This window comes from Streptomyces sp. NPDC056480 (assembly GCF_042795405.1).
GTDB lineage: Bacteria > Actinomycetota > Actinomycetes > Streptomycetales > Streptomycetaceae > Streptomyces.
Map to the genome: position 1 here is coordinate 1 of NZ_JBHTSA010000170.1, position 13977 is coordinate 13977.

The 13977-nt window shown below is 72.3% G+C and carries 12 protein-coding genes and 2 pseudogenes; 11 read left to right on the forward strand and 3 right to left on the reverse strand.

All coding sequences use genetic code 11. The annotated features are described in order from the left end of the window. Positions 1-304: 304 nt before the first annotated feature. The 10 genes and pseudogenes from ACFQ79_RS37755 (at position 305) to ACFQ79_RS37800 (ending at position 10249) form a co-directional block, all read left to right on the forward strand. Positions 305-1261 (forward strand): helix-turn-helix transcriptional regulator, encoded by a 957-nt coding sequence (locus tag ACFQ79_RS37755; protein ID WP_383592158.1) that lies wholly within the window; start codon positions 305-307, stop codon positions 1259-1261. A 16-nt stretch (positions 1262-1277) separates the two neighbouring features. Then, on the forward strand, positions 1278-2231 hold the full coding sequence (locus ACFQ79_RS37760; RefSeq protein WP_266964204.1) for a YafY family protein: 954 nt from the start codon (positions 1278-1280) through the stop codon (positions 2229-2231). 141 nt (positions 2232-2372) lie between these two features. After that, on the forward strand, positions 2373-2636 hold the full coding sequence (locus ACFQ79_RS37765; RefSeq protein WP_055598400.1) for a hypothetical protein: 264 nt from the start codon (positions 2373-2375) through the stop codon (positions 2634-2636). Between the two features lie 189 nt (positions 2637-2825). Next, on the forward strand, positions 2826-3023 hold the full coding sequence (locus ACFQ79_RS37770; protein WP_383592161.1) for a hypothetical protein: 198 nt from the start codon (positions 2826-2828) through the stop codon (positions 3021-3023). 186 nt (positions 3024-3209) lie between these two features. After that, on the forward strand, positions 3210-3503 hold the full coding sequence (gene tatA, locus ACFQ79_RS37775) for a Sec-independent protein translocase subunit TatA (RefSeq protein ID WP_383592164.1): 294 nt from the start codon (positions 3210-3212) through the stop codon (positions 3501-3503). Between the two features lie 105 nt (positions 3504-3608). After that, positions 3609-4511, forward strand: coding sequence for a twin-arginine translocase subunit TatC (gene tatC / locus ACFQ79_RS37780; RefSeq protein ID WP_383592181.1), 903 nt, complete (start codon positions 3609-3611; stop codon positions 4509-4511). A 38-nt stretch (positions 4512-4549) separates the two neighbouring features. Next, a pseudogene (locus ACFQ79_RS37785) lies at positions 4550-4942 on the forward strand (diacylglycerol/lipid kinase family protein); the annotation flags it as partial. 219 nt (positions 4943-5161) lie between these two features. Beyond that, positions 5162-5706, forward strand: a pseudogene (locus tag ACFQ79_RS37790) (sphingosine kinase); the annotation flags it as partial. Positions 5707-5750: 44 nt separating this feature from the next. After that, complete coding sequence (locus ACFQ79_RS37795; RefSeq protein ID WP_383592167.1) at positions 5751-8579, forward strand: DEAD/DEAH box helicase; 2829 nt, start codon at positions 5751-5753, stop codon at positions 8577-8579. A 206-nt stretch (positions 8580-8785) separates the two neighbouring features. Then, positions 8786-10249, forward strand: coding sequence for a cytochrome P450 (locus tag ACFQ79_RS37800; protein WP_383592170.1), 1464 nt, complete (start codon positions 8786-8788; stop codon positions 10247-10249). Between the two features lie 215 nt (positions 10250-10464). On the opposite strand, the gene ACFQ79_RS37805 is transcribed toward ACFQ79_RS37800, so the two are convergent. The 3 genes from ACFQ79_RS37805 to ACFQ79_RS37815 are packed head-to-tail and all read right to left on the reverse strand — an operon-like array spanning position 10465 to position 12825. Continuing rightward, entirely contained in the window at positions 10465-11403 is a 939-nt protein-coding gene (locus tag ACFQ79_RS37805; protein ID WP_383592173.1) for an ADP-ribosylglycohydrolase family protein, read from the reverse strand. 4 nt (positions 11404-11407) lie between these two features. After that, positions 11408-11860, reverse strand: coding sequence for an ABA4-like family protein (locus tag ACFQ79_RS37810; RefSeq protein WP_383592175.1), 453 nt, complete (start codon positions 11858-11860; stop codon positions 11408-11410). Next, entirely contained in the window at positions 11857-12825 is a 969-nt protein-coding gene (locus ACFQ79_RS37815) for a hypothetical protein (RefSeq protein WP_383592184.1), read from the reverse strand. Before ACFQ79_RS37815 ends, ACFQ79_RS37810 begins: the two co-directional genes overlap by 4 nt. Before the next feature lie 182 nt (positions 12826-13007). On the opposite strand from ACFQ79_RS37815, the gene ACFQ79_RS37820 reads away from it, so the two are divergent. After that, positions 13008-13640, forward strand: a complete 633-nt coding sequence (locus tag ACFQ79_RS37820) for a MerR family transcriptional regulator (protein WP_383592178.1) — start codon at positions 13008-13010, stop codon at positions 13638-13640. The last annotated feature ends 337 nt before the right edge of the window (positions 13641-13977 follow it).

Consider the following 13977-nt stretch of genomic DNA (forward strand, 5'->3'; position numbering starts at 1 on the left):
CGGCCGTGCTCCCGGCCCGGGCCCGGCTCCCGTCTCGGTCCGGTCCGGCTCCCGTGTCGGTCTGGCTCCGGCTCCGGCCAGGTCGGCCATCCGGCCCGGCTCCGGCCCGGTCCGGCTTCGGCCCGGCCCGGTCCGGCTCCGGTCACGGTTCTGTGGGGCTCCGGTTCTCCCTTCCGTCGGGCTCCTGTCCGGGCTTCGCCCGGGGTTCCGGTCCGGGCTCCGGTCCCGGCTTTGGTCCCGACACCCCGGGGCGGTACGGTCGGACGTCCGAGAAGTGGAACCGGCGAAGGGGTGCGGGGCGTCGATGGCGATTGCCAAGTCCGAGCGGCTGATGAATCTCGCGCTGTGCCTGCTCGGGACACGCCGCCCCCTGAGCAAGCGGGAGCTCCGCGGCTCCATCGAGGCCTACCTCGAAGCGAGCGGCGACGATGCCTTCAACCGCATGTTCGAGCGCGACAAGGACGACCTCCGCGAGCTCGGCCTCGTCATCGAGACCGTCGAGAACCTGGAGGGCGAGACCGGCTACCTCGCCCGCCGCGACTCCAACCGGCTGCCGCCCATCACCCTGGACGCCGAGGAGGCCGCCGCGCTCGGCCTCGCCGCCAAGGTCTGGCAGCAGGCCCGCCTCGCCGGAGCCGCCAGCGGCGCCCTGCAGAAGCTCCGCGCCGCCGGCATGCCGGAGGCCGAGGACTCGTACGACACCCAGCCCAGCGCCCTCGAACCGCGGATCCCCGTCCACGAGGCCGCCTTCGAACCGCTGATGCTGGCCTGCCGCGACCGCCGGCCCGTCTCCTTCGACTACCGCAAGGCCAACGCCGCCCGCCCCGAGGTCCGCCAGGTCGAGCCCTGGACCCTCGAATGCTGGCGCGGCCACTGGTACCTGGCCGGCTGGGACCGCGACCGCGGCGCCGAGCGCGTCTTCCGGCTCTCCCGCATCACCGGCAAGGTCCGCTCCCGCGCCGGCGCCTTCACCGCGCCCGTGCCCGACGTCGTGACCGTCCGCGAGACCGTGGAGAGCTGGGCCGGCGAGACCGCCACCCGCTCCGCCCGGATCCGGCTGCGCACCGGCTGCGGCTACCCGCTGCGCGCCCGCGCCCAGTCCGTGACCGAGGGCGCAGGCGGCTGGGACGAGCTGGAGATCCCGTACGGGCACGGCCTCGACGCCTGGCTCGTCGAGTTCGGACCCGATGTCGTCGTACTGGAACCGGCCGATCTGCGGGCCGACGTGGTGGACCGGCTGCGCGCCGTGGCCAAGGGCTGAGGGGGAGACGTACCGCATGGCTGCCAACGCGATCGACCAGACGAGGCGGATGCTCTCGCTCGTCACCTATCTCCGTGAGCGCCCCGGCGCCCACGTCGCCGATGTCGCCCGCGCCTTCGGGATCACCGAGGACGAGCTGATCTCCGACCTGGACGTGCTGCCCATGTGCGGCACCAGCTTCCGCGGCGGAGACCTCCTCGACATCGACACCGACGGCGACCGGATCTGGTGGCACAACCCGGACGACGTCGCCGCGCCGCTGCGGCTCGCCGCCGACGAGGCGACCGCCCTCCTGGTCGCCGCCCGCGCCGTCGCCACCCTCCCCGGGCTCCGGGAGAGCGACCGCGAGGCGCTGCTCCGCGCCACCGCCAAGCTGGAGGCCGCCGCCGGCGAGGCCGCCGGGGCCAGCTCCCGGCTCTCGGTGACCTTCGAGTCCGAGGGCGGGGTCTTCGCCGAGGTCGACCGGGCGATCTCCGAGCGCCGCCGCCTCTGGGTGCGCTACTACTCGCCCGCCCGCGACGAGCTCACCGAGCGCGAGGTCGACCCGATCCGGCTCTTCGCCGTCGGCCACACCTATATGGAGGCGTGGTGCCGGCTCTCCGAGGCGCGCCGCACCTTCCGGCTCGACCGCGTGGCCGAGATCCGCATCCTCGACGAGCACGCGGCGCCGCCCGAGCTGGAGCTGCGCGACCTCTCCGCCGGTCTGGTCCAGCCCTCCGCCGACGACCCCGAGGTGGTCGTCGAGGTCGGCCCCGGCGGGCGCTGGGTCGCCGAGTACTACCCGCACGACCGGGCCGAGGAGCTGCCCGACGGCGGGCTGCGGATCACCCTGCGGACGCCGGACCCGGCCTCGCTGCGCCGGCTCGCGCTGCGGCTGGGCAGCGACGGGCGGATCGTCGCGCCGCAGGAGCTCGCCGACAACGCCAGGACGGCGGCGGCCGCCGCGCTCGCCGCGTACGAGGGCGAGTGACGTTCCCCGCGGGGGACGCTGTCACTGACGTGGTGACGTCACCGACCTGCTGACCGGTGCGGTGACGGACACGGCGCGCCGGGGCAGGTGCGGACGGATGCGCTGCGAGGCCCGCGGTGCGTGAGGTGCGGAAGTCGAGAGATGAGGGAAATGTCCGTGATGCACGGTTTTACGGCGACAGTGGCCCCGGTCCTCTTCAAGGCCGCCTGCCCCGACTGCCGCTCCCGTTTCGAGCTCTCCGCGAGCGCCCTGCGCCTCGCCATCGGGGCCAGCCGCCGCACCACCTTCTACTCCTTCACCTGCCCCGAGTGCGGCAGCTCGGTCCGCAAGCCCGCCGGCGAGCGCATCGTCGAACTCCTCACCGGCGGCGGCGTCCGAACCCTTCGGCTCCACACGACCGTCTGAACCCGGGGCCTCCGGAACCCCGGGCCTCCGGAACCCCGGGCCTCCGGAACCCTGGGCCTCCGGAACCCCGGGCCTCCTGGGCCCATGTCTCCGCACGGCCGTACGAGGAGGCCAGGGCGACACGACCGTCCAGGACCGGGCCGCGGCCCGGCCGCCCGGTCCGCCTCGCCCAACGTCTAGGCTCAGCACATGTTCTGGCCCATGCTCGCCATCGCCCTCGGCTTCCTCGGCATCGCCGTCCTCGGCGTCCTCGCCGTCCGGGTCTTCCTCGAGGTCCAGCGCCTCGGCCGTCAAGTGGCCCACACCACAGAGCGGATCAGTCAGGCCGCCGAAGACCTCGAAACGGCCGCCGTCGGTCTGGCCCGAACGGGCGAGTCCCTGCGCTGAGTCCGTGCCGTACGCTGCGTGAAGCGGCCCTGAACCGGGCGCGCGGGACGCAATCGGGAGTATGCAAGGGCATTGCCCTGCGTTTACTCCTGCGGGTTACGATCGCAGGCAGCGCGGTGGCCGGACAATTGTCCGACCCGCCGGGCACCGCACTCCATGTCGCCTCGGTGAAGAAGGTAAACAGCTATGGGTAGGCTCGGCCCCACCGAGATCATTCTCATTCTCGTCGTCATCATCCTGCTGTTCGGCGCCAAGAAGCTCCCGGACATGGCCCGCTCGCTCGGCAAGTCGGCCCGCATCCTCAAGAGCGAGGCCAAGGCGATGAAGTCGGACGACCAGCAGAGCGCCCCCGCCGACCCGCCGCAGGCCGGCACCGGCACCGCCGCCCAGGAGCCCGCCCCGCGCACCATCCAGGCCGCTCCCGGTGACGTGACCAGCGCGCGTCCCGTGACCGAGCCCTCGGACACCACCAAGCGCTGACCCGGTCCGCCGCGGCCGCCGCACCGTGCGGCGGCCTGCCGCACGAGATGAGGACGTGGGTTGCCCAAGTCTGCCCGCAAGCAGGAGAAGGATCCCGAGGGCCGGATGCCCCTCGTGGAGCACCTGCGTGAACTCCGCAACCGACTGGCGAAAGGTCTCCTCGCCGTCGCCGCGGTGACGATCGTGGCCCTCGTGTACAGCGAGGAGCTGATGCAGTTCCTGACGAAGTCGGTGCCCACCTGCGGCCCGAACGTCACCAGCAACGGTGGAAACTGCGCGATCGTCTCCTTCAACACGCTGATGGCCCCGTTCAGCACGACGATCCAGTTGTCGCTGACCACGGGCCTCGTCGTCGCGAGCCCCATCTGGCTCTACCAGCTGTGGGCCTTCGTCGCGCCCGGACTGCACAAGAGCGAGAAGAAGTACACGTACGCCTTCGTCGGCGCCGCCGTACCGCTGTTCTCCGCCGGCGCCTACCTCGCGTACCTGATCCTCCCCATCAGCGTGAAGGTCCTCATCAGCCTCACGCCCGAGGGCTCCGCGAACATCCTCTCGCTCGGTGACGTCCTCGACTTCACCCTGCGCATGGTGCTCGTCTTCGGCCTGGCCTTCGAGCTGCCGCTGGTCCTGGTCATGCTCAACCTCACCGGAGTCCTCACCGGCCGCAGGATGGCCGGCTGGTGGCGCGGCGTGATCATGGGCGTCTTCGTCTTCGGCGCCGTCATCACCCCGACCACCGACCCCGTCGGCATGATCGCCCTGGCCGGACCCATCACCGTCCTGTACTTCGGGGCCGTCGGCTTCTCCCTCCTCAACGACCGGCGACGCAAGCGCAACAACCCCGACGCCGAGCTCGACGACGACGAGGCCTCGGAGCTGGACCTGACGCCGCAGGCCGTCGGAGCCATCGAGCCGGTCGGCGCCTCCCGGGCCCTGCCCGAGCAGGCCACCGGCGAACCGGGCGGTGCCGGTGTACAGCGCGCGAACGGTTACGACGACATCACCTGATCCTGTGGGGTCCCCCAGACTCCGTCCGAGGGGACCCCATGACCAGCGAGCTCACCCTCTTCGTCAACCCCACCGCGGGCCGCGGCGGGGGCGCCCACGCCGCCCAGCCCGCCGCCCACGCCCTGCGGGACGCCGGATTCTCCGTACGTACGGTCCTCGGGCACGACGCCGACGACGCCCTGCGACGCGCCCGTGAGGCGGTCGCGGCGGGCACCGGAGCCCTGATCGCCGTCGGCGGGGACGGAATGATCTCCCTCGCGCTCCGGGCGGTCGCCGGAACCCGTACCCCGCTCGGGATCATCCCCGCGGGCACCGGCAACGACTTCGCCCGCGCACTCGGCCTGCCCGTCCGCGACCCGGCCACCGCGGCGCGCGTCGCGGCACGGATCCTCAGGACGACGGGCGCCCGGAGCATCGACCTGGGACGTATCGAGACCGGCGGGAGCCCGACCGGCGCCGGAGACCCGACAGGCGCCGAGGGGCTGGCGGGCGCGGGGAACCTGGCCGGCGATCCGAACGCGGACCCCACCGGAGACCGAGCCGCGGACGCCGCCGCAGACCTCACCGGGAACCCCGACGGAGACCTCACGGCGGACCCCGCCGGGGACCCCGCCGGAGATGCCGCCGCAGACCTCACCGGGGAACCCGCGACCGGCCGCTGGTACGGCACCGTCCTCGCCTCCGGCTTCGACTCCCGCGTCAACGACCGGGGCAACCGCATGCGCGCGTCCCCGCCGGACGCTTCACCTACGACCTCGCGATCCTCGCCGAACTCGCCGGCCTCCGGCCCGTCCCGTACCGCCTCACCCTCGACGACGGCAGCGTCATCGAGACCGACGCCACCCTCGTCGCCGTCGGCAACGGCAGCTCGTACGGCGGCGGCATGCGGATCTGCGCCGACGCCCGCCTCGACGACGGACTCCTCGACGTCACCGTCGTCGGCGCCTGCGACCGCCGGACCCTGCTCACGGTCTTCCCCCGCGTCTACAAGGGCACCCATCTCAGCCACCCGAAGGTCACCACGTACCGGGTCCGCTCCCTCACCCTCGAAGCCCCCGACACCACCGGGTACGCCGACGGCGAGCCCCTCGGCAGGCTCCCCCTCACCGTGAGCTGCGTCCCCGGCGCCCTGCGCGTCCTCGCCCCGGCACCCGGCGAAGAGCCCGGAGCGGGCCCCTCCACATCCCCTCGATAAAGATCGCGTCACTGTCACAGGCGGCGGGTAGGCTCGAGAACAAGATGACAGAGGACCTCACACCAGCCGAGGCGTACGCGGCCGCCCGTGCCCGCAACGCCGATGCGGCCACCGCGCTGGCCCCCTTCCGCGAGATGTACGAGTTCGGTCTGGACCCCTTCCAGATCGAGGCATGCCAGGCCCTCGAAGCGGGCAAGGGCGTACTCGTCGCCGCGCCCACGGGCTCCGGCAAGACCATCGTCGGCGAGTTCGCCGTCCACCTCGCCCTCGACCAGGGCCGCAAGTGCTTCTACACGACCCCGATCAAGGCGCTGTCGAACCAGAAGTACGCCGACCTCGTCAGGCGCTACGGCAACGACAAGGTCGGCCTGCTCACCGGCGACAACAGCGTCAACGGCGATGCGCCGATCGTGGTCATGACCACCGAAGTCCTCCGCAACATGCTGTACGCGGGATCCCAGGCCCTCTCCGGCCTCGGCTACGTGGTCATGGACGAGGTCCACTACCTCTCCGACCGCTTCCGCGGCGCCGTCTGGGAGGAAGTGATCATCCACCTCCCCGAATCGGTCACCCTCGTCTCACTCTCCGCGACCGTGTCCAACGCCGAGGAGTTCGGCGACTGGCTCGACACCGTCCGCGGCGACACCGAGGTCATCGTCTCGGAAAGCCGCCCCGTCCCCCTCTGGCAGCACGTCCTCGCCGGACGCCGGATGTACGACCTCTTCGAGGAGGAGACCGACCACGGCGGCCGCGGCGCCTCCCGCCGCGAGGTCAACCCCGACCTCCAGCGCCTCGCCCGCACCGAGAACACGCGCACGTACAACCCGCGCGACCGGCGGCGCGGCAAGATGGTCCGCGAGGCCGACCGCGAGCGCGAGCGCCGCCAGCGCTCCCGCATCTGGACCCCCGGCCGCCCCGAGGTCATCGAGCGCCTCGACGCCGAAGGGCTCCTGCCCGCCATCACCTTCATCTTCAGCCGCGCCGGCTGCGAAGCCGCCGTCCAGCAGTGCCTCTACGCCGGACTCCGGCTCAACGACGACGAGGGCCGCCGCCGCGTCCGCGAGATCGTCGAGGAGCGCACCGCCGCCATCCCCACCGAGGACCTCCACGTCCTCGGCTACTACGAATGGCTCGAAGCACTGGAGCGCGGCATCGCCGCCCACCACGCCGGCATGCTCCCGACCTTCAAGGAGGTCGTCGAGGACCTCTTCGTGAAGGGCCTCGTCAAGGCCGTCTTCGCCACCGAGACGCTCGCCCTGGGCATCAACATGCCCGCGCGCACCGTCATCCTGGAGAAGCTCGTCAAGTGGAACGGCGAGCAGCACGCCGACATCACCCCCGGCGAGTACACCCAGCTCACCGGCCGCGCCGGCCGCCGCGGCATCGACGTCGAGGGCCACGCCGTCGTCCTCTGGCAGCGCGGTCTCGACCCGGACCACCTCGCCGGACTCGCCGGCACCCGCACGTACCCCCTGCGCTCCAGCTTCAAGCCCTCGTACAACATGGCCGTCAACCTCGTCGAAGGCTTCGGCCGGCACCGCTCCCGCGAACTCCTCGAAACGTCCTTCGCCCAGTTCCAGGCCGACCGCTCCGTCGTCGGCATCTCCCGGCAGGTGCAGAAGAACGAGGAGGGCCTCGAAGGCTACCGCGAGGGCATGACCTGCCACCTCGGCGACTTCGAGGAGTACGCGCGACTCCGCCGCGACCTCAAGGACCGCGAGACCGAACTGGCCCGCCAGGGCGCCGCCCAGCGCCGCGCCCAGGCCGCCGGCTCCCTGGAGAAGCTCAAGCCCGGCGACGTCATCCACGTCCCCACCGGCAAGTTCGCCGGACTCGCCCTCGTCCTCGACCCGGGCATCCCGGCCGGCCGCACCAACGGCCACCGCGGCTTCGAGCACCACGACGGGCCCCGCCCCCTCGTCCTCACCGCCGAGCGGCAGGTCAAGAGGCTCGCCTCCATCGACTTCCCCGTCCCGGTCGAGGCCCTGGAGCGGATGAGGATCCCCAAGTCCTTCAACCCCCGCTCCCCGCAGTCCCGTCGCGACCTCGCCTCCGCCCTGCGGAGCAAGGCCGGACACATCAACCCCGAGCGCCACCACAAGCAGCGCTCCGCCGCCGCCGACGACCGCGAGATCGCCCGGCTGCGCACCGAGATCCGCGCCCATCCCTGCCACGGCTGCGACGAGCGCGAGGACCACGCCCGCTGGGCCGAGCGCTTCCACCGTCTCCAGCGCGACACCCAGCAGCTGGAGCGGCGCATCGAAGGCCGCACCAACACCATCGCGCGCACCTTCGACCGGATCGTCGCGCTCCTCACCGAGCTCGACTACCTGCGCGGCAACGAGGTCACGGAGAACGGCAAGCGGCTCGCCCGGCTCTACGGCGAACTCGATCTGCTGGCCAGCGAATGCCTCCGCGACGGTGTATGGGAGGGCCTGACCCCCGCCGAACTCGCCGCCTGCGTCTCTGCCCTGGTGTTCGAGGCACGGCAGTCCGACGACGCCGTCGCACCCAAGCTGCCCGCGGGCAACGCCAAGGCGGCGCTCGGCGAGATGGTCAGGATCTGGGGCCGGCTCGACGCCCTCGAAGAGGAATTCAAGATCAACCAGGCGGAGGGGGTCGGCCAGCGCGAACCCGACCTCGGATTCGCCTGGGCCGCCTACCAGTGGGCCTCCGACAAGAGCCTCGACGAGGTGCTGCGCGAGGCCGAGATGCCGGCCGGCGACTTCGTCCGCTGGTGCAAGCAGGTCATCGACGTCCTCGGACAGATCGCGGCGGCGGCGCCCAAGGAGAACAGCACCGTCGCCAAGAACGCCCGCAAGGCCGTGGACGCGCTGCTGCGGGGTGTCGTCGCCTACAGCTCGGTGGGCTGACGACCCCTCGTCCTTCCCGCGCGGGGCCGAGTGCCCGTGGCGATCACGCCACGGGCACTCGGCCCTTTTCCGTACGTCCGATGGTCGTACTCCGTCGTCGACACAGCCGTTGTCCACAGGCCGTCGTCCACAGGGGTGGCGCGCGCGAGGCCCTTCCGATTGCATGGACTCACAAGCAGGAAAGGCCAGTTGGGGAGGGGACGTACATGACCACGCAAGCCGGTCATTCGCACGCGGGGGCGCAGGACGAGGGGCGGTCCCACGCCGGGAACCACGACGAAGGGCAACCGGCGGAGACGCCACCGGACACTCCCGCAGCAGTGCGGACCGAGGTTCCGGTTGTAGTCGACGGGCCGCGCGGCGTGCCCCTCCTCGGCAGCCTGCCCGCCTTCGGGAAGAACCCGCTCGCCTTCTTCGAACAGCTCCGGGACCGCGGCGACATCGTCCGCTGGCGCTTCGGCCGCAAGCCCTCCCTCTTCATCGCCCACCCCGACACCGTCGGCGAACTCCTCACCGAGGTCGAGCGCACCTTCGACCAGCCCGACCTCGGCATCGCCTTCCGGACCCTCCTCGGCAACGGCGTCATCGTCTCCAAGGGAGCCGACTGGCGGCGCAAGCGCTCCCTCGTCCAGCCCTCCGTCCGGCCGAAACAGGTCCGCTCCTACGCGGCGACCATGTCCGAATGCGCCGTCGCCCTCGCCGACCGATGGGCCGACGGGCAGCACATCGACATCAAGAAGGAGATGGCGACCCTCACCCAACTCGTCGCCGTCCGCACCATCTTCGGAGTCGACACCGCCGCCGACGCCGACGCCATCGGACAGGCCATGGACGTCGCGCAGAAGGAGATCGGCGCCGAGTTCAGCGGCATCGGAGCGGTGCTGCCCGACTGGCTGCCGACCCCCGGACGCGCCCGCATCAAGCGCGCCACCGCCGTCATCGACGCCGAGGTCTCCCGCGTCGTCTCCCGCCACCGCGACGGCGACACCGACCGCCCCGACCTCCTCAGCCGCCTCCTCGCCGCCCGCGACGAGACCGGCGCGCCCCTCTCCGACCAGGAGATACGCGACGAGACCGTCACCCTCTACATCGGCGGCCACGAGACCACCAGCTCCACGCTCGTCTGGGCCTGGTACCTGCTCTCCCGCAACCTGCGGGTCCGCGACGCCCTCGCCGAGGAACTCGACCGGGTCCTCGCCGACCACGAACCCGGCCACGACGACTACGCCTCCCTCACCTACACCCAGGCGGTCATCAAGGAGACCCTCCGCCTCTACCCCACGATCTGGCTGATCACCGGCCTCGCGAAGGAGGGGGCCACGCTCGGCGGAGTGGCCGTCCCGGCCGGCACCCGCGTCTGGTCGAGCCAGTGGGCCACCCACCGCGACCCGCGCTGGTACGGCGACGCGGAAGCCTTCCGGCCCGAGCGCTGGATCGAACGGGACGGCGAACCCGCCGAGGAGATACCCGAGTACGCCTGGTTCCCCTTCGGCGGCGGCCCCCGTGTCTGCCTCGGTACCCGGTTCGCCCTCGTGGAGGCGGTCCTGATCCTCGCGGTCCTGGCCCGCCGCTTCCACCTGGACGTCACCACCGAGGAGATCCTCCCGGTCCCGAGCCTCACGCTCCAGCCGGACCGCGACGTGCTGGCGACGGTACGGGCACGGGGCTGAGGCCGGACCGGAAGCACGGCGGGGACCGTTGGAGCGGCCGGGGCGAGGCGCGGGCGGCCGGGGCGAGGCCGAGGCAGCCGCCGGTCAGGCGGGCGGGTGCCTGTCCGGCAGGTGGAGGCTGGTCGGGCAGCTGGTGGAGGTCCGCCAGGCGGGTGAGGTCCGTCGGGCAGGTGGAGGCCCGTCAGGCGGGTCTGGGTGCGCCAGGCGGAGGTCCGTCAGGCGGTCGGTGGTCCGGACGCCAGGGCCGTCGCCAGGTCCCGGAGGCCGTCGGCGGACAGCAGCCGGTCGCCGAAGCCGGGCAGCGGGACGTGGAGGGTGGCCGTCCAGCGGGCGGGGATCGCGCCGGCGCCGTGCACGGCGCCGGCGAGCATCCCGGTCACGGCCGCGACCGTGTCGGTGTCCCCGCCCAGGTCGACCGCCGCGGCCACGGCCCCTTCGAAGGAATCGGTCGTACGGAGCGCCCACACGGCCGAACCGAGACAGGGCCACACCGCGCCGTTGAACTCGGTGGCCTCGTCCGGGTGCCAGCCCGGAGCCAGGACCGTGGCCCAGCGGTCCCGGTGCTGCGGGGCCACCTCGGCGAGGGTCGCGGGCAGGGCGCCGAGCGGGTCCTCGCCGAGGAGGGCGACACGGACCAGCTCGTGGAGGATCGCCGTACCCTCCCAGGCCGCACCGTCGCCATGGGTGAGCGCGCTGATCCGACGGGCGGCGTCCATCGTCTCGCCCCGCCCCCTGGCCGCGAAGTACACGGCGGAGGTCGAGGCCCGCATCAGCGAACCGTTGCCCGCGGCCCGCGCGTTGATCTGGAAGTGCGTCGCGGCGGCCAGGTCCCAGGGGTCCCCGCCGAGCAGGACCTGCTCGGTCTGGAGGCCGATGTCCTTGGGCTCGGCCGCGGCCCAGCGGCGGAACCGGTCGAACATGTCCGGAAGATCGAGGCCACCCCGTTCGAGGAGCGACTCGCCGACGAGGACGGCCATCTGCGTGTCGTCCGTGGCCTCGCCGGGGTCCCAGCCGCCGCCCCCGCACAACTCCCCGACGCCGTCGGGGAAGTGCTCCCGGAAGGCTCCCGGGAGCCTGAACTCGAAGGGGGCGCCGAGGGCGTCGCCGACGGCGGAGCCGAGGACGGCGCCCACGGAACGTTCGGTGGCTCGCATCCGGTCAGGTTAGTGCGGGCTCGGTCCGCCGCCGCGGCGCCCTGGACGACCACACCGCGCGGACCACCAGGAACAGGGGCAGCCCGAGAGGGGAGAGAAGGATCGTCAGGATCAGCAGAGGTCCCATCAGGAGGGCCGGCACGGCGAGGCGACGGGCCTCCCGGTACATCCACTGACCGAGCAGCAGGTCCCATGCGATGACCTGGGCCCAGAGCGCACCGGCTCCGTTCGCGAGCGCCGCGAGGTCGCGGAAGGTGTCGATGTCGGGGCTGCTGACCGCCGTCCACAGTTCTGGTGCGACCGGGGCGGCCAGGACCGCCCAGACCACCAGGAGCGGCAGCACGGTCAGGGGCGAGGCCGCGACGCGTTCGGTGATCCGCCACGCCGGCGCGAAGACCATCAGGAACCACACCGGGGCGGCGAGCAGGAACGTCAGCTCGAAGAGGAAGCCCGTCATGAGGTGACCTCCCTTTCGGAGGGGGCGGGGGCGGGGCGGGGGTCGGGCGATGAGGGAGACGAGGTGGGAGGGGAGGGAGGGGAGGAGGGGGTGGGGGAGGGGGAGGGGGAGGCCCCCCGGAGGGAGAGTGCCGTGGCCGCCCCGCCCAGCAGGACGATCGCCCCCGCGCCCGCCAGCGTCGCGCCGTCGGGCGCGAACAGGGCCTGGCCGCGCAGGGCCTGCCAGGTCAGCAGGACGAAGGTCGCGGTGTACGCGGCCGAGGCGGTGAGGGTGAGCCGGAGCCGTACCCGTTCGTCCGCGAGACGGGCGAAGCGCGGTGCGAGCGCGGCCAGGACGAGCAGAAGCAGCGGGAGCAGCTGCAGGGCGTGCATGCCGAAGAAGTGCGGTATGCGCAGGTCGCCGCCGTTGCTCGCCCAGCCGGTCAGCGGCATCGAAGGGCCGCCGTCCGGTACGCCGACGGCGTGGGCGCCGATGATCGGCGATTTCTCGACCGCCAGCTGCTCCGGGGTCGGGCGGACCATCAGGAAGCCCAGCGCGGCGCCCGCCAGGGCGATCAGCGAGGACAGCCGGACGGCCCAGGCCATCGCCCGGTCGAGGATCTTGGCGCGCAGCAGGAGCATCGCGATGACGAGCGCGGCCAGCCAGAGCATCAGGATGCTGATGCCCATGATCTGGAAGAGGGCGTCGTCGAAGGGAGTGGCGTGGTTGAAGTGACTTCGCTTGCCGCGGATCACCTGGACGGTGATGAGCACCATCTCGGCGGCGCTGGCGGCGGCGACCACGGTTCCGGCCCACCAGGCGACCCGGCGGCCGCGGTGCAGCAGCGAGATCATCCAGGCGAGCGAGAGCGTGTACGCGAGTAATGAGACCGAGAACTTGAACGGCTTGGTCCAGATCGGCACGCCGACCAGGATCCGGTCGTCGACGACGATGCCGACGGCGGAGACCAGGGCGAAGACGCCCATGGAGGCGGCGACCCAGACCAGCGGTCGATGGAGCCGCAGGAGCGGGTTCTTGTGCGCTGAGGACATACGGATCCCCCGTGGAAGTATGGATAGCGGCACTAGCTGCTATCTGATAGCGCCACTATCTATGATGGGGGCGTCGGTCGGCAAGGCCGTAGCAAGACCAGGAAGGTGAACACGCGGTGCGCATCGGAGAATTGAGTCGCAGGACCGGGGTGTCCATCCCGACGATCAAGTTCTACGTACGGGAAGGACTGCTGCCGGCCGGGGAACTGACGAGCCCGAACCAGGCCTCGTACGGGGATGCGCATGTGCAGCGCCTCCGCCTGATCCGGGCGCTCCTCGATGTGGGCGGTCTGTCGGTGGCGGCGATCCGCGAGGTGATCCTCGCGATCGACGACCCCGAACGGTCGGTGCACAAGCTGCTGGGCACGGTGGCCTCCGGGCTGGTGCCCCGCTACGACGGCGAGTCCCACGCCGGGATCGAGGACGCGCGGAAGCAGGTCGCGGCGCTGATCGCAGCGCGCGGCTGGCGGGTGCAGCAGGGCAACCCCGCGGCGGAGGCGCTCGCCGTCGCCCTCGCGGCGGTCGACAAGGCCGGCCACGGAGGGTTCTCCCAGGTGCTGGACGCGTACGCGGACGCGGCGGAGCAGGTGGCGCGGGCCGACCTCAACTACGTGGCGGGCAATGTGGCGCGCGAGGTGTTGGTCGAGAGCGTCGTCGTCGGCACGGTCATCGGCGACGCGATCTTCTCGGCGCTGCGGAGGATGGCCCAGACGGACACCTCGGACCGGATGTACGGGGAGGCGACCTAGCGCCGGATGCGCAGGGAGGTGGCCTGGCGGCGCATGGGCAGGGGGCGACCTGGTGAGGCGACGCCAGGCGCGGGTTGCCGCGCGGTGAGGCGACCGGGCGCGGTTTGCGTGCAGGGAGGCGACCTGGCGCGGGACGTGTGCGGTGAGGCGACCTGACGCGGGCCGGCGTCGCATCGCGCCCATGAGTGACGCGCCTCGCGCCCATGAGTAGCGCGCCTCGCGTGCATGAGTGGCGCGCATCGGGCTCATGGGGGGCGCGAGGTCCGGGGGGCTGGCCTCCCCGGTCGGGTATGGCGCTCATGAACGGCGCGGGGCCCGGGGGATCACCCCCGCGCCC